Here is a 21,326-nt window from a genome sequence, read left to right as displayed (position 1 = left end):
GCGCACGCAGTCGTCCACTAAGCATCGCGACAATCGGCAGTCCGCCAGTGGGCCGAAATGACCGCCATCTCAGGGGCATTGGACCCCTCTCGATTGCTTGCGGCAGCGCCGGTACCGCCCGGGCGCCCGTCCGGGCGGGGTAGTCGGCTCCGTGCTTCGGTTGACCGATGACCTCGCCATTGAGCACCAATGCCCCTACCGCGAGGGACCTCCGAGGACGAGGGTGGGATGTATTGGTAGTCGCTGTGACGCAACCGGAAGATCTCGCGGCAAGGAGTGCGGATCGATGAGTACCAGGGCCGATCGCACCTCGATCGTCGTCGGCGTGGACGATTCGCCGACGGCCCTCAACGCCGCACGCTGGGCCGCATATCTGGCCGGTGCCATGCACTCACCGCTGTTGCTCACCTATGCGCAACAGCGTTCAGCCACGTCCGCACAGCAGTTGGCCGAGTATATCCATGCGCCACAGTCCGCCGACGCTGCCCACGCGAGCCTCGAGCGCGCACGCCAGCTCGTGTACACCTGCGATCCGGAGCTGACCGTCAATGCGGTACGCCCCGAGGGCCCGCCCGCCGACGCGCTCGTGGCATTGAGCGCGCACGCCCGCATCGTCGTGGTCGGTGCACGGACCGCCTACGGGGACCGGTTGGTAGGCCCCACCACCATGCAGGTCGCACAGCACGCGCACTGCCCGGTCGGGGTCTGGCGCGGCGCGAACGGCAAGCCTATTCCGCGCGGTAAGCCGGTGGCGGTCGGTATCGACGGCACCGAACTCAGCATTCCGGCCATCGACCACGCCTTCGAAATCGCCTCCGCGCTCGAGGTGCCCCTGACCGCCGTGCACTGCTGGCCCTCACGCATCGAACCGGTGGGCCACCATCTCGAGCACGGTGAGCAGCAGCGCGCGCTGCTGGCCGAGTCACTGGCAGGCTGGCGCACGGAGTATCCGGATGTCGAGGTCATCGAGGTGCCGGTCCCTGGCTCGGCTCGCTCGGTGTTGAACGAGATGGCGCGAGATGTGCAGTTGCTGGTCGTCGGCAGTCACGGTCACCCCACCGCCACAGCGCTGCTGTTCGGGTCGACCAGCCGAGACCTGCTCCACCGAACCACATGCCCGGTGCTCGTCTGCCGGAGCTGAACCGGGGAGCCGAACCGCGGGGCCACAAGATAATCGCCATCACCCGCAGAATCCGTCAGTCATCCCGCACGGCCCGCCGCGGCTGGCTGGCGGTCGGGTCGCTGCGCCTGATCGGCCCGGGTGCCGTTCTCACTGATCAACTACTGCGCTGGTCTGTCCTCGGTCCGGCTCGTGCCCTACCTGGCCGCCACCATCGCCGAGGTCCTGCCCGGCACGATCGCGGTCGTCGCGCTAGCTGACGCCCTTACCGGGCACACCAGTCCCGCCTTGATCGCGGTCACCGTGGCCTGTGCCGCGATCGGAGTAACCGGACTGCTGGTCGACGCCCGCCTCGGCGTCGGCGAACCCGAAACGAACCCACCAACGACACAGCTCCCGGCGTGATACCGGAGGCAGACCCACCACGGCGCGAGACAGGTGGTGGACGGAACCTCCTGCCGCGCATCACCTTCCAGACGACCAGCGGTCCTGCCCAGCTCCACGGCAGGACGGCTCAAGCCGTCCGCAGCAATGTCATGAACCCGTAGTCCATGTGCAGCTGCTGATGACAGTGCAGCAGCGACAATCCGGGCTGATCGGCGACGACATCGATGTCCATCTCCTGATAGCCACCCAGCATCACCACATCCTTGCGCAACCCGGCGACGGGTGTGCCGGCGATGCGGGTGACCTCGAAGGTGTTGCGGTGCAGATGAATCGGGTGAATATCGTCGGTCGCGTTGCGCAACCGCAACCGGTACCGGCGGCCCCGAGCCAGGTCGAAAGCGGGTGTGCCGGTGTTCATGTCGAAAGCGGTGCCGTTGAGGGTCCACAGGTTGTACCCGTCGCGGTCGGCGCTGCGTTTCTCGATCAGCAGCTCGATCTGTTCGTCCGGCGCCGCCGCGGTCGCGCCGGATCGGGTGAATAGCCGATAGTCCCACGTGAACGGCGGCGGCGGAGCCCAGTGCGGGTCACCGGCGCGGCCGGCGTATTCGACGACGATGCCCATGCCGTTGCCGCGATCATCGTCGGAGAGGTCACCGAGCACCCATACGCCCGGGGTGGTCATCTCCACCACCGCCGAAATCCGCTCGGCGGTGCCGAGCCACAACACCGGAACCCGCGCCGGGTTCGGCACGGGGTTGCCGTCCAACGCCAGCACGGTAAAAGTGTGACCGGGCAATGCGAGGCTGCGGTTCTCGGTCGCGCTGCCGTTGACCACATGTAGCAGCACTCGCTCCCCCTCGCGGACCCGGATCGGGTCGCCGTGGCCGAGCATGCGGCCATTGATGGTGAAGGTGTCGTAGCCGACCTCGTAGCCGTGCGGTTTGCCCGACGCGAGCGAGGCCGCCATCGCCGCCTCACCGTTGTCCCGCAACTCCGCAACCGGCTCCCCGGCCAAGAATTCGGCATCCATATCCCCACCCTGGCTCAGCGACGGCCCGAACTCCTTGAGGGTAAGAAACACCTCCTGGTCGTAGGCGCCGGGATTGTGCTTCGGCTCGATGTAGACGGGTCCGACCTGCCCGTTGTACTGGCCCAGGTTCAAGTCCGCGCCGGCGACTAGATGGGTGTGATAGAAGCGCAATCCCGATGGGCCCGGTGTGAACGACAATCGCCGCATCCCGTGCGCGGGAATGAACGGGGTGCCTTCCTCGGCCGAACCGTCCACCTCCACCGGCACCGTCTGCCCGTGCCAATGCAACTGCTCAGGTGTGCCGGTGTCGTTGTGGACGTCCACTACCACCGGTGTGCCCTCGGTAAACCGCAACAGCGGGCCCGGGAACTGCCCGTCGTACAGCTTGGTCGACACCCCCCGCCCCGGCGCCACCTCCACTTGCCCCCGCCCGATATGCAGTGTGTAATCGGCTTCCGCGGATGATGGCGACCGGCCGCACCCCGCCGTCAGGGCAGCCGCACCACCGGCAACCACCGCCGAGCCGGCCATTCCGAGGAACTCGCGCCGATTCACCCGCATCACCCGCAGACACCTTCCCCGGATATCGGAGGCAGCTATCGCACCACGATATCGTTGTCCATCGGGGCAGAACAGAGTGTCGTGCACCCGTAACGGCCGGTAGCCGACAAGGCCGAACGGGGCCGAGTTCGGCATTCATGTCGACCTCGTTGGCGCCGAAGACGTCGATGTTCTCGCTGCGTGTCGGCGAGATGTGGGCCAGCTCCTCGTCATCGGTGCGGCGGCCCTGCCGTCGCAACTGCTGGACGGTCAATCTTCCCTTGTCGTCCAGGCGATCACCGCATTCGTAGCCAAGTCCAGGCACCACGCCTGCTCTGTCTGGGACTAGGGCCCGTCCGGATCATCCCGTCGGCGGGTGACCATGGACCTTCGAGAACGGTCGCAAGTCCCGTATCGTGCCGCTGCGTGCGGGACGACACTCGACGGTATGACCGATACCAGCGCTTCTCCCGTACTTTCGGTGCCGGACCACCAGACGGTGCTGTCGGCCATGCGGTTGGCCGCCCGGGCACCGTCGCTGCACAACAGCCAGCCGTGGCGCTGGGTGTTCGACGGGGTCGGATTGCATTTGTACCGCGACGCCGACCGCCTCCTGGCCTCGGCCGATCCACTCGGCAGACAGTTGGTGATCAGCTGTGGCGCGATGCTGCACCATGTGCGCACCGCATTCGCCGCCATGGGCTGGCACACCGATACCACCCGGTTGCCCGTTTCCGATCGCACCGACTATCTGGCGGTCATCGGGTTCCGGCCGTGGCCCGAGCCCCCGGCCGGCGTGCTGGCCCGGGCTCGCGCCATCGATCGGCGCCGCACCGACCGACTGCCGATGTTCGCACCGACGGATCTTTCACAGTTCTTGCACACCGCGCGAATGCTGGTGACCCCCCACGACATCGAGCTCGATCTCCTCGACGACAGCGCCCGTGCGAAGCTCGCGGCGGCATCCGACCACGCCACTGCGGTCCGCCGCTACGACATGGAATACCAGACCGAATTGCATTGGTGGGCGGGGCATTCCGGCGACCCCGAAGGCGTCCCGCGTGAGGCCCTGGCCTCGGATGCCGAATTCGCCCGCGTCAGTGTAGGGCGCACCTTTCCGTCGGCGCCGCATTCGGCCCGCCGCGGCGATCTCGAGGACCGCGCGCGACTGTTGGTGCTCAGCTCGCCTCGTGAGTCCGCCACGGCGTGGTTGCACACCGGCGAAGCGCTCTCGGCTGTGCTCCTGGAGTGCACGACCGCCGGTCTGGCGAGTTGCTCGATGACCCACATCACCGAAATGCCTTCGGCCCGAAAGATTATCGCGGCTATGCTCCCCCATCCCGGTATCCCTCAGGTGATCATCCGGGTCGGCACCGTACCCGACGATGAACCCGAAACCGCACCGACACCGCGCCGCCCGCTGACCGACTTCCTGACGATGCGACACGAATAGGCCGATCACACCAGCCGCGCCGAAACGGATCCACGGCGCTGGCTGCGCCGCAGTACCTCTTCGAGATGCTGGACGGTGATATCGGCGGATCCACGACCTGGACACACTGGGTGACGGGCCGCAAACCTGCCGAAATCCACCGCTGCGGACAACATTACGAATGTCCCGCTGTCAGGTGGCGACGCAGCGTCGCTAGCCGATCTGTGTATTCCTTCTCGTCGATCTCGCCGCGCGCGAACCGTTCGGCCAGTAACTGTTCGGCCACCAGCTCGCGCCGGTTCATCGATGACGGATCGGGTCGCATAGCGAGGCGAACCAGAATCACGAAGCCTGCGATGAGCAGCCCCCAGAACAGCACCATTCCGATGCTCATCCACGCATACCCCCACCCATCGAGATCGTGGTCGTACCAGTACATCATCTCGGCATCTCCTCAGCTCACAACTGATGCCACCGACCATTTCGCCAGCTCACATCAAACTGTGCCCCACCCCCGCCACCAGCAGCAGAGCCGATCGCCCCCTCCAGCAGGTACAAACGACCTCGACGCTCATCGCTGTCAGCGCATGGTGATCACCCGACCGAGTGCGGGTGACTATCGGCCCTGGGATCGGTGCGCAATGCCTGTCGCGCCGACGGTCGCGGTGGAGTGAGAGTCAGGGTATGAATGCAAGCGACCATGGGAGCACACCCGATCTGCGGACCGTGCGAATGGCACTGATGCTCGCCTGCCGAGCCCCATCTGTGCACAACACCCAGCCATGGCGCTGGGTGTACGACGGGACGCGCCTGAATCTCTACCGCGACACCAGCCGACTGTTGCGCTCGGCCGACCCACAAGGCAGACAGTTGGTGATCAGCTGCGGCGCGGTGCTCGACCACGCGCGCCTGGCCTTTGTGTCGATGGGCTGGTTCGCCGATGTCATCCGGCTCCCCGACCCCGATGTGCTCGATCACTTGGCCATGCTCGAGTTCCGCCCGTGGCCCGGCGCGCTGAATACCACGGCGGCTCGCGTGCGCGCCATCCACCGCCGCTACACCGACCGATTGCCGATGCTGGCACCGGAAGGTTGGTTCGATGTATTCGACGCTGCGCGCGAACTGGCGAGACCACATCATGTTTCCGTCGATGAGATCGCCGAAACCAGCCGGCCCCGGTTGGCCGCGGCCACCGAACACGCCGCCGCATTGCGCCGGTACGACATGCCGTATCAGACCGAATTACATTGGTGGACCGGGCATTCGGATGTTGAGCAGGGTGTCCCTGCTGCCGCGCTGGTATCGGATGCCGAGGCGGCCAGGGTGGACGTCGGGCGCGGCTTCCCGCCCGCACCGTATTCGGTTCGCCGCGCCGCGATCGAGGATCGGTCCCGGCTGATAGTGCTCAGCACCCTCGGTGAGACGCCCGCGCACTGGTTGCATACCGGTGAGGCATTGTCGGAAGTACTGCTCGAATGCACCGCACGCGGCCTGGCCACCTGCTCGCTGACCCACATCACCGAACTCGCCACCAGCCGTTCGGTTATCGCTGACCTGATCCCGCATCCTAACCTGCCGCAAGTGCTGATCCGTATCGGCGTGGCACCCGAGGACACTGAACCCGCCTCTACACCACGACGTCCGCTCGATGAGGTACTCGAGCTCCGCACCGGTTGAGTCTTACCGTTGATCTCGCTGAGCGCGAAGTGTAGATGCGCGAAGTAGCGAATCGCGCGTCGTGGTCGGCCCACACGTGAGGCATCATCAGGATGGCTGCACGACTGGTCGGTGCGGCTTACCTCTATTGCTGAGCGCTAATCGGCTGCAGTCAGGAACTCCACGCAGGAGTCGATCGATGCCAGCCGTGGGTAGTCGGATTCATCGATGCGTACTCCGGTTGCGCGATTGAGCTTTTCGACGAAGCTGAGGAAGTCGAGGGAGTCGAGGTCCAGTGCGGTACGCAGGGGTTCGGTGCGCGCCAGCGCCGCAAGTTCCGCATCGGAGGCGAAGCCGCGCAGCGCGGTTCGGATGACGGTATCCGCGTCGTCGCGAGACAGGGTGTGGGACATGGTCGTTCACGACCTTTCGTGGTTCACAGTTGTTCCGGATGCTGCAGCAGTTCGGCGATGGTGTTGAGAAATCGCGCGCCGACCGCGCCGTCGCTGGCCCGGTGATCGGCCGCCAGCGTGGTGGTCACCTGTGGCCGTACGCCGAGCAATCCGCCGACCGCGCAGGGGCGTTCGATGGCCGCGCCGAAGCCGACGATCGCCACCTGCGGTGGCGGGATCACGCCGAACACCGATTCCACGCCGAGCTCACCGAGATTGGTCACGGTAATGCTGGCCGGGGCGGTATCCGAGGAGCGCAGCCGACCGGACCTGGCCCGGGTGACCGCTTCGCGCAGCCGGACCATCAACTCCGGTAGGGGCGTCGTGTCCGCGTGTGCCAGGGTGGGCGCGATGATGCCACCGCCGCGCAGCGAAACGATCATGCCGAGATCGACGGTGTCGGCCGGACGGAAGCCATCGTCGATCCAGTGCCCGTTCATCGCGGGTACGGTGCGTGCGGCCAGTGCGACCGCACGTAAGAGCAAGACCGCGAGCACGATTCGATCCGGCACCGGCGCGGCCTTGTTGATCTCGCGCAGCCATTCGGTGGCGGCGGCGACGTCGATGGTGGTCGATAAGTAGTAGTGCGGGATGGTCTGTTTCGAGCGGGTCATGGCCGCCGCGATGGCCAGGCGCATCGCCGCCGGATCGTGCTGTGGCGAGGCAACCTGTGCCGGTTCACGTCGGGTCACCGCGCCGTCCGGCGGGACCTGCTCGTGTCCAGGCATTTTCGTGGCGGGCTCGTGCACATCGAGTTCTTGCGACGCCCGGACATCCGCTGCCCGGACCGCTCCGCCTGGACCGCCGCCGTGCACCACCGACAGATCCACGCCGAGCTCCTGGGCCAGCCTTCTGGCATATCCTGACGCCGGCACCCGGCCGGGCGCGACAGCGGCATCGGCGCGGGTTGTCGATTGCGCGCCAGGGGTTTCCGCCACCCTCCTACCGGTCTCCGCCGCCGCGCGCTCACTGCCGGGCGGGAATACCGGCCGCACGCCAACGGCTTCCGCCGCAGAGTCCTCGATGCTCGATACGGTTGGTGGCCGCGCGCCGCCGGTTTCCGGCGCCACACCCGCACCGTGAGGATGAGATACCGGCGGCACGCCGACGGCTCCCGCGGCCACACCACCGCTGTCAGACGAGGACGCCGGCCGTGCGCCAACGGATCGCGTCGCGGAGTCGTCGACGTCTGGGACGGTTCTCCGCTGCGTGCCAGCGGTTTTCGTACCCGCAGCGCGGGTGGTATCGAGGCGGGCGGCGATAACGCGCTCCACGTCGGCGCGAACGATACGGCCGTCGGGTCCTGACCCTTGGACGGCGGCCAGGTCGATACCGGCTTCCTGGGCCAAGCGCCGAACCAATGGGGTCGCGTGCACGTCGGAACCCGCGGATGCCAATGCGGCCGCGCGTCGACCGCCGGTCTTGGCTGACTTGTCCGCCGAGCGCCGAGTGCGCTTGGTTTTCGACCGAGCGCGCGACCGGAGTTTGCCGACACCCAGCGGCGGTTGCACCGCACCGGACTCCAGCGGAACCGGTTGGGCCGCAGCCGCCTCCCCCACCGTCGACCCGACCGGAACCGGTTGGGCCGCCGCCGCTTCCATCACAGTCGGCTCGATCGAGGCCGATTCTGCCGCAGCCGCTGCCACCGCGCTCGACTCGACTACAAACGGTTGTGCCGCACCGGCTTCGGCCGCAATCGATTCGACCGGCATCGGTTCAACCGAAGCAATCGCGCTGGCGCCGTTCGGCTCGATCGTGGCAAGCACGGTGCCGACCGGAACGGTGGCACCCTCCGGCACCAGGAGCTTACCGATCGTGCCATCGTCGAAGCATTCGACTTCGATTGCCGCCTTGGCCGTATCGACCTCGGCCACGATATCGCCGACGTGCACGACGTCGCCGGGATGCACCCGCCAGGTGAGCAGGGTGCCTTCCTCCATATCCGCGCCGAGAGAGGGCATCCGGAATTCGGTCATTCAGCTCACCACCCGGCGCGCCGCCGCGACCACATCGGCGGCCTGTGGCAGCGCCGCCTCCTCCAGATGTTTGGCGTAGGGAACCGGCACCTCGGCGGTGCATACCCGCTGTATCGGAGCGTCGAGCTCGTAGTAGCCGTATTCGGCTGCGCGCGCGGCGATTTCGGCGGCGATACCCACGCTGCGCCAGCCCTCGTCGACTACGACGAGACGATGGGTGCGCGTCACCGAGTCGAGCAGCGTCTGCTCATCCAGTGGGCGCAGTGTGCGCAGATCGATGACCTCGGCCTCGATACCGTCGGTGACCAGCGCGCCCGCGGCCGCCTGCGCCACTCGCAGCGTGCCACCATAGGCCACGAGGGTCACGTCGGTGCCCACACGCCGGATCACCGCGTGATCGATATCGATCGTGTGCGCGTCGGCGGGCAGCTCCGATTCGGCGTTGTACAGCGCGAAGGGCTCGAAGATCAGCACCGGATCCGGATCCTGCAGCGCGGGCCAGAGCATGCCGCGGGCGTCTTCGACCGTGGCGGCCGAGAGCACACGCAGACCGGGGATATGCGCGTAGAACGCCTCCAAGCTGTGTGAATGCTGGGCGCCGAGCTGCCGCCCCGCGCCGGTGGCCATCCGGATCACCAGCGGCACCGATAGCTGTCCGCCGGACATATGCCGCAGTGTCGCGGCATTGTTGAGGATCTGATCCAGCGCGAGCAGACTGAAGTTGACGGTCATGATTTCGACGATCGGGCGCATCCCGCCGAGCGCGGCGCCGATGCCCGCGCCGACGAAGGCCGACTCGCTCAGCGGCGTATCACGGATCCGGTCCGGCCCGAATTCGTCGAGCAGACCGCGGCTCACGCCGAAACAACCTCCGTACGCGCCGACATCCTCACCCATGAGGAAGACCCGATCATCGCGAATCAACGCCTCGCGCAACGCTTCTCGCATCGCGTCCCGATAGGTCGTCATGTCTGCTCCGTGTACACGTAGCGGGTGAGCTCACCCACCGGTTCGAACGGGGCGTTCTCGGCAGCGGCGATGGCGGCATCGACTTCGGCATCGGCGTCGGCGCGCAGCACGTCCAGTCCGTCTTCGGGCAGTTCCCCGGACGCGCGCAGCCCTGCGAACAGCCGGGGGATCGGGTCGTGTTCCTGCCACCCCGCGATCTCGGCTTTGTCGCGGTAGCGGTCCGCGTCGTACATCGAGTGCGCGCGGAACCGGTAGGTCCGCAACTCCAAAAAGCACGGACCGCCACCACCGCGAATCGACTCCACCGCGCGACGCGCCCCATCGACAACGGCGAGCGCGTCCATGCCATCGACCGGCCAGGCGGCCATGCCGTAGGACGAGGCGCGCAGCGCCAGATCGGTCGCCGCGTGCTCGCGGGCCAGCGCAGTCCCCATCGCGTACTGGTTGTTCTCGCAGGCGAACAGCACCGGAAGTCGCCACAGCGCGGCCAGATTCAGGCATTCGTGGAATTCGCCCTCGGCCACCGCGCCATCGCCGAACAGGCATACCGTCACGATCGGCCGCTCCCGCATGGCGTCGGCCAGGGCCAGCCCGACCGCGATCGGCAACCCGCCGCCGACGATGGCATTGCCGCCGTAGAAGCGCCGTTCGGCATCGAACAAGTGCATCGACCCGCCGTGCCCACGGCTGCAACCCGTTGCGCGACCGTACATTTCGGACAGCAGCGCGTCCATCGGGAGACCGCGGGCCATGGCGTGCCCATGTTCGCGATAGGTCGATACCACCGCGTCATCGGGACCGATCGCGGCGAGTACCCCGGCCGCCACCGCCTCCTCACCGATGTACAGGTGCAGGAACCCGCGGATCGACCCGGCACTGTAGAGCTGGACACAGCGCTCTTCGAAGCGGCGGATTCGTACCATCTGCCGCAGCAGCTCGATGCGTTCGTCCTTGTCCAGGGTGGATCCAGTCATGACGGGCCCTCCAATGTCGAGGTGTCGCCTTCGGGTAGGCCGAGTTCGCGAGCCTTCAGCAGTCGGCGCATCACCTTGCCGCTGCGCGTGTGCGGCAGACCCTCGGTGAATTCGATCTGTTTGGGCGCCACCGCGCCGAGCGCCTTGCGGCCGAACACGGTCAGCTCGGCAAGTAGCTCCTCCGACGCCTGATACCCCGGACGCAGCAGCACGAATGCCTTCACCAACTCCCCCGCGACCGGGTCCGGTGTGCCGATGACACCGGCCTCCGCGACCGCGGGATGCCGCATCAGCGCGCTTTCCACCTCGAACGGACCGACCAGGTGCCCGGCGGACTTGATGACGTCGTCGGCGCGGCCGACGAACCAGTAGTAGCCATCGGCGTCACGGCGGGCCAGATCACCGCTGAGATACCAGCTGCCCGCGAAACACCGCGCGTAGCGCTCGGATTCGCCCCAATACGCGCGGAACATCGACGGCCAGCCGGGGCGCAGGGCCAGCTCGCCGACTTCCCCGGGCTCGGCGGGTCTTACCGCGCCGTCGACGACCGCCGCGCGACCGTCCGGTCCGCGCCGCAGCGTCGTCGCTTCGATACCGGGTAGCGGTCGCCCCATGGACCCCGGACGCACCTGCGCGGCGGCCAGATTGGCGATCATGATCGCGCCGGTCTCGGTCTGCCACCAGTTGTCGTGTACCGGTCGACCGAGTACCCGTTCGCTCCAGACCACGACCTCCGGATTCAGTGGCTCCCCCACGCTGGTGATGAATCGCAGCGCCGACAGATCGGTTTCTTCGGGCAGCCGGTCCCCGTAGCGCATGAGCATGCGCAGCGCGGTCGGCGCGGTATACCACACCGAAACCTGCTGAGTGGTGAGAATGTCGTACCAGCGGCGGGCGTCGAATTCCGCTTCGTCGCTGATCACGGTGGCGCCGAGGCACAGCGGGGCGATCACGCCATAGGACATACCGGTCACCCAGCCCGGATCGGCGGTACACCAGAAGATGTCTCCAGCACGCAGATCCAGTGCATAGCGCGCGGTGACCCGGTGCGCGAGCACCGCGCCGTGCACATGCAAGGCGCCCTTGGGTTTTCCCGTCGTGCCGCTGGTGAAGTGCATCAACGCCGCATCGTCGGCGTAGGTGCGCACGATTGGGAACTCGGCGTCGGCGACGGCCATCGCGGCGGCCAGGTCGTCGGCGAACATTTCGCCGGTTTCGCCGAGGCCGTCGGTGATCAGCACGGTGCGCAGCGCGGGGACGGCGTCGCGTATCGGCGCGACCTTCTTTCGGTACAGCGCCGTCGAGGTCACCAAGGCCGCCGCTGCGCTGATCTCCAACCGCTGGCGCACCGGTTCCGGACCGAAGGCCGAGAACAGCGGGGAAACCACGCACCCGGCCTTCAATGCGCCCAGCACCGCGATATACAGCTCGGGTGTACGCCCGAGCAGGACGCAGACGCGTTCGCCGCGACGTATCCCCATTCCGCGCAGCACGTTGGCGAATCGGTTGGTCGCCACGGCGAGGTCGGCGTAGGTCAGGACGACCTCGCCGCCCGTGGCGGGCAACCACCGCAACGCGGGCCTATCCGCAGCCGGACCCTCGGCATGCCGGTCCACTGCTTCGTAGGCGATGTTCAGCCCGCCGTGCGGTAGCCCAGCGAGTTCGGATCGCGCCTTCTCCCAGGAGAATTCGCGGCACGTTCGGTCGTAGTCGATGAGGTTGGCCCGCGCCTGTTCGGCCTGCGGCTTGTCGATCGGTGTCCAGCCGAACGCGCCGCCCGTCGTTGCGCCGACCGGGGCCGTATCCGTCATATCGCCATCGTCGCGGTCCCAGACTCCGCATGGCAGAGTCCCCCGACCCGGACCTGGTGCGAAACGTCCACCAAGCAGGGGACTTCCGGCCCTCGCCCGCCAGCGCAACCACACTGCCGCGATATCGGGCAATCGGCGATCCGAAAGCGGGACCATCGGCACGCCCGAGAGCACCCTTCGACCCTTGGCCAGCGGCAATGCACGTCGCAGGCTGGGGCGTACAAGACCAGGGAAGAACCCAGGAGGCCAGCCATGCCACACCACGACGATCCACTCGCGCCCGCCGTGCAGACCGCCCACGATTGGCTGCGCGCCGTCGCCGACGGTCTCGATACCGACGACCATGCCTTCGCCTACCGGGCACTGCGCGCCTGGCTGCACACCGTGCGCGACCGCATCAATGTCAGCAGCTCGGCACACCTGGCCGCGCAACTTCCCGAAATACTGCGCGGGGCGTACTACGAAGGGTGGGTGCCCACCCACGTGCCGGTCCGGCATGGCCTCGCCGAATTCATCCGGCAGTTCGCCCGCGAGGCAGGCATCGACGAGGACGAGGTCGGCCCGGTCGCCGGTGCGGTCACCGCGACGCTGTCGGAGCTGTTCTCCCCCGGCCAGTTGAACCGGATCTTCGCTGTCCTGCCGATGCACCTGTACGGCGTGCTGTGCGGCGCGAGACCAGCGGTCGACGAGTCGCTGATCGAGTGGCAACCAGGCGCCGGGGCCGACGAGGTCGGACCGGTCGCCAACCTCGGGAACCGTATCCAGGCACTCGGTGATGCCGTCGCTGTGCTGGCACGCGGACTCGAGCGACTTCCCGCCGACAAACCCGGCGACGACCGGTCGACCCAGGCGGCCCAGCAGGCCCACCGCATTCTGCTCGCCGAAGGTCTGGTCGGCGCCGACGCGCGGGAGCGCTGACATGGTGCATGCGACGATTCCGCTGGGGCGGCTGGCGGGCATCCGCATCGGGGCGCACTGGTCGGCGCTGGTCACCCTCGGCCTGTTCACCTATCTGCTCGGCCGCGCGCTCGCCGACGCCGATGGGAACTCGCTGGGAGTCTGGCTGGTCGCCGCGGTCGGCGCGGTCGGCCTGTTCGTCTCTCTGCTGAGCCACGAGTTGGCGCATTCGATCATCGCGCGCCGCAGCGGCACCCGGGTCGATGCGGTCGTGTTGTGGCTACTGGGCGGGGTATCCGAACTCGGCGACGAGCCGAAGGATCCACGCTCGGATCTGCGGATCGCAGTGGCCGGACCGCTCACCAGTCTCGTGCTCGGCGTCGCGCTGTTCGGGGTCGCCGATGTGGTCGCGGCGGTGCTCAGCGGGGCGGTGCCGCAGATGCTCGCCTGGCTGGCCGCGATGAATCTCATTCTGGCCGTATTCAATCTGCTGCCGGGCGCACCGCTGGACGGTGGCCGTGTGCTGCGCGCACTGATCTGGCGACACACCGGAGATCGGTTGCGCGCCAGCACCGTGGCCGCACGCAACGGCCGGGTTCTCGGGCTGGCGCTGCTGATCCTCGGCGGTGTGGAGCTGCTACTGGTGGGCAACGGTGGCGGACTCTGGCTGATGCTGCTCGGTTGGTTCCTGTTCTCGGCCGCCAATGTCGAACTGTCCGCCGCCGGGCTGCGACATCGGCTGGGCGAGGTCCGGGTACGCGATGTCATGACCGAACGCCCGCTGTCGGTTCCCGCTACTTGGTCTGTCGGCGACCTGCTGCGCTCCCAGATCGTGCATTCCGATCACCGGGTGTTCCCGGTGATCGACCCGGCGGGGCGGCCGGTCGGTGAGCTCGCCTGGTCCGATCTCGCGGCATTGCCCGCTGCGGCCCGCGACACCACCGCGGTGCGCAGCCTCGCACGCCCGTTGCCGTCGAAGGCCCGGGTATCCGGTGACGAACTGCTGTCCACCGTGGCATCCCAAGTCGTACTGCGACCCGATTTCGACGTCATCGCGGTGATCGATCCACCTGGTCGACTCGTCGGCGTGGTCACCGCGACGGATCTGACGCTGGCCGTCCAGCGCAGCGCACTCGGCCTGCCCGCACACCGGCCGGAACGGTACCAGCCACCGAATACCACACTCTGACAGGACAATTCGGCCCATATAGGGCCAGCTGATGGGAGGCTTGCGATGAGCCATACACCAGTGCAGCACGAACCGCCGCGACCGATCTTCCGGGATCGGCACGAGGCAGGCCGAGCGCTGGCCGGTCTGCTCGAAGACTATCGCGGCGATCCTGATGTCCTGGTGCTCGGACTGCCGCGCGGCGGGGTACCGGTCGCGTGGGAGGTCGCAGCGGCACTCGGCGCGCCGATGGACACCCTGGTCGTGCGCAAACTCGGCGCACCGGGTCATCCGGAATTCGCGATCGGCGCCCTGTCCACCGGCGGTCGCATCGTGCTCAACGACGATATGGTGCGCGCGCTGCAGCTGACCGCGGATCAGGTGCGCGGCGTCGCCCGCGACGAGGCTGCGGAGATGGCCCGGCGAGAAACCGCCTATCGCGCCGACCGCGGCCCGATCGAGGTGGCCGGGCGGACGGTGATCCTGGTGGACGACGGATTGGCCACCGGCGCCAGCATGTTCGCCGCCATCGAGGCGATCCGCGCGGGTGAACCGAAGCGGATCGTGGTCGCGGTCCCCGCCGCACCGGAGTCGACCTGCCGAGAACTCGGCGCATCGATCGACGAAATGGTCTGCGCGACCATGCCGACCCCGTTCCGCGCGGTCGGCGAATGGTTCTGGGACTTCACCCAGGTCACCGACGAACAGGTACGCACCCTGCTCGCCATCTCGACCACCGGCACCGCCGTCCCGCGCATCGACGCCGCGGCGACCATCCGAGCCGCAGCCATCGACGCACCCGACGGCATCCCACCCACACACGTGCTCGAAGAACTGATCGGCGACGCCCGATTCGTGCTGATCGGCGAGAGTTCGCACGGCACAAAGGAGTTCTACCGAGCCAGGGCGGCGATCACGCGCTGGCTGATCGAGGAGAAGGGCTTCACCGCCGTCGTCGCCGAAGCTGACTGGCCCGATGCCTACCGAGTGAACCGGTACGTGCACGGGCGCGGCACCGACACCACCGCCGAACAGGCGCTGCGCGGATTCGAGCGCTTCCCGGCCTGGATGTGGCGCAATACCGAGGTCCGCGAATTCATCATCTGGCTGCGCGCATACAACGCCGGGCAACAGCACGACAACCAGCTGGAAACCGGGTTCTACGGTCTGGACCTCTACAGCCTGCATCGATCGATGCAGGAGGTGGTGAACTACCTCGACCGCGTCGATCCGAAAGCAGCGCAGCGCGCCAGAATTCGCTACGCCTGCTTCGACCATGTCGCGGGTGACGATGCCCAGGCATACGGTTTCGCCGCCGCGTTCGGCGCGGGCAGATCCTGTGAGGCCCAAGTGATCCGGCAACTGCTGGAATTGCAGCGCGTCGCGATCGCCGGAGGCGAGGTCGAACCCGTCGCCGCCGACGAACTCTTCGATGCGCTGCGCAATGCCTGGTCGGTGCGCGATGCCGAGGCCTACTACCGGGCCATGTTCGGCGACCGGGTGTCCTCCTGGAATCTGCGCGACAAACACATGGCCGACACCCTCGACGCACTCGCCGACCACCTCGGCCGGTCCGACGAACCCTTGACCGCTCGAATCGTGGTGTGGGCGCACAACTCTCATGTCGGCGATGCCCGCGCCACCGAAATGGGTAGCGAAGGTCAACTCACCCTGGGCCAGCTGATGCGCGAACGCCACGGTGATGCCTGTCGTCTCATCGGCTTCAGTACGTGCTCGGGAACGGTCACCGCTGCCGAGGATTGGGGCGGACCGGACCGCCGCGAAAACGTTCGTCCCGCATTGCCTTCCAGTATCGAAGAACTGCTCCACGACACCGGCAACCCGGAATTCCTACTCCACACGGACCTTTCGGGCGAGGCCGGAGAGCTACTGCATCAACCTCGGTTACAGCGCGCGATCGGCGTGGTCTACCGGCCCGGCACCGAGCGACAGAGCCACTACTTCCACACCCGGCTCGCCGACCAGTTCGACGCGCTCATCCACATCGACCACACCACCGCACTGGAACCGTTGGAGCCGACCAGTGAGTGGATCGCGGGCACCACACCCGAGACGTATCCATCCGGACTGTGACCGGCCATGGGCCATTGGTCCCAGCACTGCGGGCACCACGCCTCTGCCCGGCAAGCACCATCCGGCGCGACGCTATCGGTATGGAAGCGAATACAACCCGCATCGCGGTCCTCTACGCGACCGCAGAAGGATCGACCCGCGATATCGCCGAATTCATCGCCGACGCGCTCGCCGCGCGCGGCGCCTCGATCGAGCTGAGCGATATCGAGCATGCGCCGGAACTGTCCGGTTTCGATGCCATCATCCTCGGCAGTGCGGTGCACAATATGCAACTGCTCCCGGCGATGACGTCCTATGTGAATACCCACCATGACCAACTGGTGCAGGCCAAAGTCTGGCTGTTCAGTATCGGGCTCGGTCCGGCGCTGCGCGGTCCCATCGGGCGGCGGATAGGCCGCATCGTGCCGAAGAAGATCGCGGCGCTGCGTGATTCGATCGCACCGCGCGGCTATCACGCCTTCGCCGGGCACTACGAGCGTGCGGGCGTCTCGCTGCAAGCGCGCACGCTATACCGGCTGATGGGTGGTGGTCGCTACGGCGATCTGCGCGATTGGGAGGCCATTCTGGCCTGGACCACCGGTATCGCCCAGTCGCTCGGCTTGCCGCAGGCCAACTCCACGCCGATCCATCCGTAACGCAAACACATGGGAGCCGACATGGGCGACTACGTCGCTGTCTTCGACGAGCTTCGGCTCGCCGACGCGGACTGGGCCGGGGGCAAGGGCGCCAACCTGGGCGAACTGGTCGCGGCGGGTCTACCGGTGCCGCCCGGATTCGTCATCCTGCGCAACTGCTATGAGCAGGTGATCTCCGACGGGCCGAATGGCGCCGAACTCGACCGTCTGCACGCCGAGGCGCTCGACGCGAGCGCCGACGGTGCTCGGGTAGCCGAATTGTGCCGCCGGATGCGCGACCTCGTACATCACACCGCGCTCGACAACACGGTGCGCACCATCATCCTGGCCGGATACCACGCACTCGGTGACGACGTCGCGGTGGCGGTGCGTTCGTCCGCCGTGGGCGAGGACAGCGCCACCTCGTCCTTCGCCGGAATGAATCTCTCACGCACCAACGTGCACGGCGACGAGAATGTGATCGAGGCCGTAATCGACTGCTGGGCTTCACTGTTCACCCCGCGCGTGGTGACCTATCGAGCACGGCGCGGACTGCGCCGGCGACCGGCGATGGCCGTGGTGGTACAGCGCATGGTGAGCACACGACGGTCCGGGGTGGCCTTCACCGCCGATCCGGCGACCGGACGACGCGACCGAGTGGTGATCGACGCGGCCCGCGGTCAGGGCGAGGTCGTCGTCTCCGGCGCGACCGAACCGGATAGCTACATCCTCGACGCGGACGGACCCACTCTGCTCGAAACCCACAGCGGGCACCAGAGCTTCGCCATCGTGGCCGGACCGGACGGCGACCGGCAGGTCGAATTGACCGAAGCCGAAGCCGAAGCGCCGGTCCTCGACGAGCAGCAGGTCGTCGAGGTGGCCCGGCTCGCGCTGACCGTGCAGAAACATCACGGTACGCCCCAGGACGTCGAGTGGGCCTACGACGAGGACACACTGTGGCTGGTGCAGGCACGTCCGATCACCACACTTCCCGACTACCCGGCGGGTCCGACCACGGTGGGGCAGATGCCTCAGCGGGTACTGGTGCGGGGTCTGGCCGCCGCGCCTGGACAGGCGAGCGGCGCGGTCCGCGTCCTCACCTCACCCGCACAGGGCCAAGCACTGCGCGACGGCGAGGTGCTGGTGGCGCCGATGACCAATCCGGACTGGCTACCCACCATCACCCGCGCCGCGGCGGTCGTCACCGACAGCGGCGGGATGACCTGTCACGCCGCGATCGTTGCGCGCGAGCTCGGTGTCCCGTGCGTGGTCGGCACCCGCACGGCCACCACAGCGTTGGCCGACGCAACAGTGGTCACCGTGGATGGCCGGACGGGCGAAGTCCGCGCGGGACAAGCGGAATCGAGCACAACCACGATTGCCACCGATTCCGCGCCCACCGTCGCGTCGTCGGAACCGACGGCCACCCGCATCTACGTGAACCTCGCACTGCCCGAAGCCGCCGAGCGGGTCGCCGCATCCGATGTCGACGGCGTCGGCCTGCTGCGCGCGGAGACACTGCTCACCGAGGCGCTCGGCGGACGACATCCGCGCGATCTCATCGCCCGCGGCGAGGAACAGGCCTTCGTGACCCGAATGGCCGAGTCACTGCACCACATCACCGCCGCGTTTGCGCCGCGACCGGTCATCTACCGGGCAATCGACATGCGCAGCAACGAATTCCGTGCATTGACCGGCGGAACCCGATACGAGCCGATCGAACACAATCCGATGATCGGCTACCGTGGCTGCTACCGCTACATACGCGAACCCGAACTGTTCAACCTCGAACTCGCCGCACTGGCTCGGGTCCGCGAACGAACCCCCAGCCTGCACTTGATGATTCCGTTCGTGCGCACCCGCTGGGAACTGGCGGCCTGCCTGGAACTCATCGACGCCAGCCCACTCGGCCGCCAGCGCGGACTGCACCGCTGGGTCATGGCCGAAGTGCCCTCGGTGGTGCACTGGCTGCCCGAATACATCGGCCTCGGCATCGACGGTGTCTCCATCGGCAGCAACGACCTCACCCAACTGATGCTCGGTGTCGACCGCGACTCCGAACAATGCGCCGAGTTGTTCGACGAATCCGATCCCGCGGTACTCGATGCCATCACCCGCATCGTCTCGACCGCCCGCCGCCTCGGCATTACCTCGTCGCTGTGCGGACAGGCACCGTCCAACCGCCCCGAATTCGCCGAACACCTTGTCCGCATGGGCATTACGTCCATCTCTGTCACCCCGGATGCCGTACCGGCCGCCCGCCGCGCGGTCGCGGCCGCCGAACGCCGTCTCCTGCTCGACCGGGCGCTCGGCGAGCCCTGTCCGGCGATACCGCGCTGACAACACAGTGGTTGCCCTGGCATCTCGCTGCCAGGGCAACCACTGTGCGTCACAGAACAGCACGTCCGCAGTGCACCTCGCTTCCCCGGACCGCCTCGTACACCCCGCGCGATTCCATTTCGTGAGCACAACAACAGTTTCGCCGCATATCGCGATCTCGCGCCCTGCCCAATTCGCGTCGCACCCACCGACGCGCAAGCTTCGGCGCGGGACTGGATTCGGACACCCGCGCCTCGGATGAAAGCTGCTCAGGTCTTGCGCACCACGATCATCGGGCACTCCACTGTATGCAACAAGGCGTTGCTGGTGGAACCGAGCAGCATGCTCGCGAATCCGCCGCGGCCGTGGCTGCCGACCACGAGCAGTTGCGCATTCAACGACTCTTCGAGCAGCGCCCGAACGGGACGGTCCAGCTTCAGGATTCGAATCACTGGCACGTCCGGGTACCGATCGCGATAGCCGGCCATGTTCTCGGCCAGCAGTGTCTGCTCGGACTCGCGCGCGGCCTCCCAGCCCGAATGCGGCAGATCGATCCCGCTGGCATCGCTCCAGGTGTGCAGCGCCGTCAGCCCGACCTTGCGCCGTGACGCCTCCTCGAACGCCAGCTCGATGGCGGGCACACTGTTGTCCGAACCATCGACACCGACCAGGACTGGTTTGCTCACCGAGACCGGATCCAGCGCCGAATTCCCGTGAATCACCGCGACCGGACAGCGCGCGTGGTGGGTGACCGCGGAGCTGACGGACCCGAGCAGTCCGCGCTGGAACGCGCCGACGCCGCGGCTACCGACCACCAGCATCCTCGCCTGCGCCGAGCGCATGATCAGCGTCGGCGTGATCGACGCGAAGATCACCTCGGTCGCCAAGTCCAGCTCCTCCCCCGGTGTGGCCTGATGTGCGACCCGGGCCGCTTCGGTGACGATCCGCTCGCCGTCGCGCTGCAACCACTCCACGTCCGCTTCGCTCAAGGCCTTGTCGGGACCGAAGTCCGGCATCGCCAAAGAGGTGAGAATGCGCAGCGGACACTGGTGCAGCACGGCATCGACCGCTGCCCAGGCGACCGCCTGATACGAACTCGCCGAGCCGTCTACTGCCGCGATGATCTGTGGACCTGCGGAGTTGCCCATCGTCGCTCCCTTTCCGATATGACCGACAGCGCCGGTCACTGTCCGGGGTCACCGTGCTACGGCAACCTCATTGCCGGTCCTCTTTGATCGGACCGTTGAATTGACGCCACTGCCGGTCCCAGCCCACCCATGACGACGCCCGAGCAGCCATACGGCACCCTGCATCAGCAGCCACGCGATGACCCAGGCGCCGTTCAGCACCACGACGCCGACGCCGATCCCGGTCAGCACGGCGGCGCCGGGACGCCGTGGCGCGGCCGTCGGAGTCCCATCCGATCCCAGCCACACCCGCACGTGATCCCCGGGTGCCGCATGGATCGGCACGCGCATCGTCGCGGTGCCGGGGCGACCATCGTTGGTCCACCGCACCCGCGCCTCGAGCAGATGCGACGGCGACCGCTCGGGTTCGTCGGTGATCACGGCGCTCACTGCGGATTTCGCCGCATCCTCGGTATGGATTCGGGCTGCGGTGTCGGTATACGCCGTGGTTCCCAATGCCCCGGCAATCGGGATCGCGGCGACTACCGCGAGTGCAACCAGGAGCCGCAGCGCGGCCTCGATTCGATCCGACGGCCGAAGCAGGGGATTCGGGCTCCACGGGCGTAGCCACCACAGCCGTCGTCTCAGTGACCACGCGGCATGGATCGGGAACGCCGAGTCCTGCGACATCGCCGATCACCTTCTTCCGGTGGCATTTGCACTGAGTCGAGCATCGCGCGTGGGCACGAGCGCGGGCAGA

General features: G+C 67.3%; 18 protein-coding genes and 1 pseudogene. 9 read left to right on the top strand and 10 right to left on the bottom strand.

Features of this window, described 5'->3' with window-relative positions:
- Positions 1 to 286 precede the first annotated feature (286 nt).
- Both ACQPZ2_RS22210 and ACQPZ2_RS22205 read left to right on the top strand, forming a co-directional pair.
- Positions 287 to 1,141, top strand: a complete 855-nt coding sequence (locus ACQPZ2_RS22210) for a universal stress protein (protein WP_433520198.1) — start codon at positions 287 to 289, stop codon at positions 1,139 to 1,141.
- A gap of 120 nt (positions 1,142 to 1,261) precedes the next feature.
- The gene (locus ACQPZ2_RS22205) at positions 1,262 to 1,525 is read left to right on the top strand and encodes a hypothetical protein (RefSeq protein WP_433520197.1); all 264 of its coding nucleotides are present in this window, start codon (positions 1,262 to 1,264) and stop codon (positions 1,523 to 1,525) included.
- A 109-nt stretch (positions 1,526 to 1,634) separates the two neighbouring features.
- On the opposite strand, the gene ACQPZ2_RS22200 is transcribed toward ACQPZ2_RS22205, so the two are convergent.
- Entirely contained in the window at positions 1,635 to 3,098 is a 1,464-nt protein-coding gene (locus ACQPZ2_RS22200) for a multicopper oxidase family protein (RefSeq protein WP_433527491.1), read from the bottom strand.
- Positions 3,099 to 3,167: 69 nt separating this feature from the next.
- Positions 3,168 to 3,419 (bottom strand): annotated as a pseudogene (locus tag ACQPZ2_RS22195) (Tn3 family transposase); the annotation flags it as partial.
- 106 nt (positions 3,420 to 3,525) lie between these two features.
- On the opposite strand from ACQPZ2_RS22195, the gene ACQPZ2_RS22190 reads away from it, so the two are divergent.
- Positions 3,526 to 4,530, top strand: coding sequence for an Acg family FMN-binding oxidoreductase (locus tag ACQPZ2_RS22190; RefSeq protein WP_433520196.1), 1,005 nt, complete (start codon positions 3,526 to 3,528; stop codon positions 4,528 to 4,530).
- Positions 4,531 to 4,684: 154 nt separating this feature from the next.
- On the opposite strand, the gene ACQPZ2_RS22185 is transcribed toward ACQPZ2_RS22190, so the two are convergent.
- Positions 4,685 to 4,951 (bottom strand): SHOCT domain-containing protein, encoded by a 267-nt coding sequence (locus ACQPZ2_RS22185; protein WP_433520195.1) that lies wholly within the window; start codon positions 4,949 to 4,951, stop codon positions 4,685 to 4,687.
- A gap of 242 nt (positions 4,952 to 5,193) precedes the next feature.
- Here ACQPZ2_RS22185 and ACQPZ2_RS22180 point away from each other — a divergent pair, with 242 nt between their 5' ends.
- Entirely contained in the window at positions 5,194 to 6,186 is a 993-nt protein-coding gene (locus ACQPZ2_RS22180) for an Acg family FMN-binding oxidoreductase (RefSeq protein WP_433520194.1), read from the top strand.
- A 137-nt stretch (positions 6,187 to 6,323) separates the two neighbouring features.
- On the opposite strand, the gene ACQPZ2_RS22175 is transcribed toward ACQPZ2_RS22180, so the two are convergent.
- The 5 genes from ACQPZ2_RS22175 to acsA are packed head-to-tail and all read right to left on the bottom strand — an operon-like array spanning position 6,324 to position 12,347.
- On the bottom strand, positions 6,324 to 6,578 hold the full coding sequence (locus ACQPZ2_RS22175) for a phosphopantetheine-binding protein (protein ID WP_433520193.1): 255 nt from the start codon (positions 6,576 to 6,578) through the stop codon (positions 6,324 to 6,326).
- 23 nt (positions 6,579 to 6,601) lie between these two features.
- Complete coding sequence (locus tag ACQPZ2_RS22170) at positions 6,602 to 8,593, bottom strand: 2-oxo acid dehydrogenase subunit E2 (protein ID WP_433520192.1); 1,992 nt, start codon at positions 8,591 to 8,593, stop codon at positions 6,602 to 6,604.
- Entirely contained in the window at positions 8,594 to 9,562 is a 969-nt protein-coding gene (locus ACQPZ2_RS22165; RefSeq protein ID WP_433520191.1) for an alpha-ketoacid dehydrogenase subunit beta, read from the bottom strand. It abuts the gene before it with no gap.
- Positions 9,559 to 10,536 (bottom strand): pyruvate dehydrogenase (acetyl-transferring) E1 component subunit alpha, encoded by a 978-nt coding sequence (pdhA, locus tag ACQPZ2_RS22160; protein ID WP_433520190.1) that lies wholly within the window; start codon positions 10,534 to 10,536, stop codon positions 9,559 to 9,561. Before pdhA ends, ACQPZ2_RS22165 begins: the two co-directional genes overlap by 4 nt.
- Positions 10,533 to 12,347, bottom strand: coding sequence for an acetate--CoA ligase (acsA, locus tag ACQPZ2_RS22155; protein ID WP_433520189.1), 1,815 nt, complete (start codon positions 12,345 to 12,347; stop codon positions 10,533 to 10,535). Before acsA ends, pdhA begins: the two co-directional genes overlap by 4 nt.
- 252 nt (positions 12,348 to 12,599) lie before the next feature.
- Between acsA and ACQPZ2_RS22150 the strand changes: the two genes are divergently transcribed.
- The 5 genes from ACQPZ2_RS22150 (at position 12,600) to ppsA (ending at position 19,460) form a co-directional block, all read left to right on the top strand.
- Positions 12,600 to 13,265 carry a DUF2267 domain-containing protein gene (locus ACQPZ2_RS22150; protein WP_433520188.1) on the top strand — a complete coding sequence of 222 codons (666 nt, stop codon included), beginning with the start codon at positions 12,600 to 12,602 and terminating at the stop codon, positions 13,263 to 13,265.
- A gap of 1 nt (position 13,266) precedes the next feature.
- Positions 13,267 to 14,433 carry a site-2 protease family protein gene (locus tag ACQPZ2_RS22145; RefSeq protein ID WP_433520187.1) on the top strand — a complete coding sequence of 389 codons (1,167 nt, stop codon included), beginning with the start codon at positions 13,267 to 13,269 and terminating at the stop codon, positions 14,431 to 14,433.
- Between the two features lie 45 nt (positions 14,434 to 14,478).
- Positions 14,479 to 16,506 carry an erythromycin esterase family protein gene (locus ACQPZ2_RS22140; protein WP_433520186.1) on the top strand — a complete coding sequence of 676 codons (2,028 nt, stop codon included), beginning with the start codon at positions 14,479 to 14,481 and terminating at the stop codon, positions 16,504 to 16,506.
- Between the two features lie 80 nt (positions 16,507 to 16,586).
- A complete protein-coding gene (locus tag ACQPZ2_RS22135; RefSeq protein WP_433520185.1) occupies positions 16,587 to 17,141 on the top strand; it encodes a flavodoxin domain-containing protein in 555 nt (184 codons plus the stop codon).
- A 21-nt stretch (positions 17,142 to 17,162) separates the two neighbouring features.
- A complete protein-coding gene (ppsA, locus tag ACQPZ2_RS22130) occupies positions 17,163 to 19,460 on the top strand; it encodes a phosphoenolpyruvate synthase (RefSeq protein WP_433520184.1) in 2,298 nt (765 codons plus the stop codon).
- A 248-nt stretch (positions 19,461 to 19,708) separates the two neighbouring features.
- Here the strand turns inward: ppsA and ACQPZ2_RS22125 are convergent, their stop codons facing one another.
- A complete protein-coding gene (locus ACQPZ2_RS22125) occupies positions 19,709 to 20,587 on the bottom strand; it encodes a universal stress protein (RefSeq protein WP_433520183.1) in 879 nt (292 codons plus the stop codon).
- 48 nt (positions 20,588 to 20,635) lie between these two features.
- On the bottom strand, positions 20,636 to 21,256 hold the full coding sequence (locus tag ACQPZ2_RS22120; protein ID WP_433520182.1) for an Rv1733c family protein: 621 nt from the start codon (positions 21,254 to 21,256) through the stop codon (positions 20,636 to 20,638).
- Between the last annotated feature and the right edge of the window lie 70 nt (positions 21,257 to 21,326).

The sequence above is a fragment of the Nocardia pseudovaccinii genome (assembly GCF_050942345.1).
Classification (GTDB): domain Bacteria; phylum Actinomycetota; class Actinomycetes; order Mycobacteriales; family Mycobacteriaceae; genus Nocardia; species Nocardia pseudovaccinii.
Note: the sequence above shows the minus strand (reverse complement) of the source record. Positions and strands in the feature narration are given on the sequence as shown.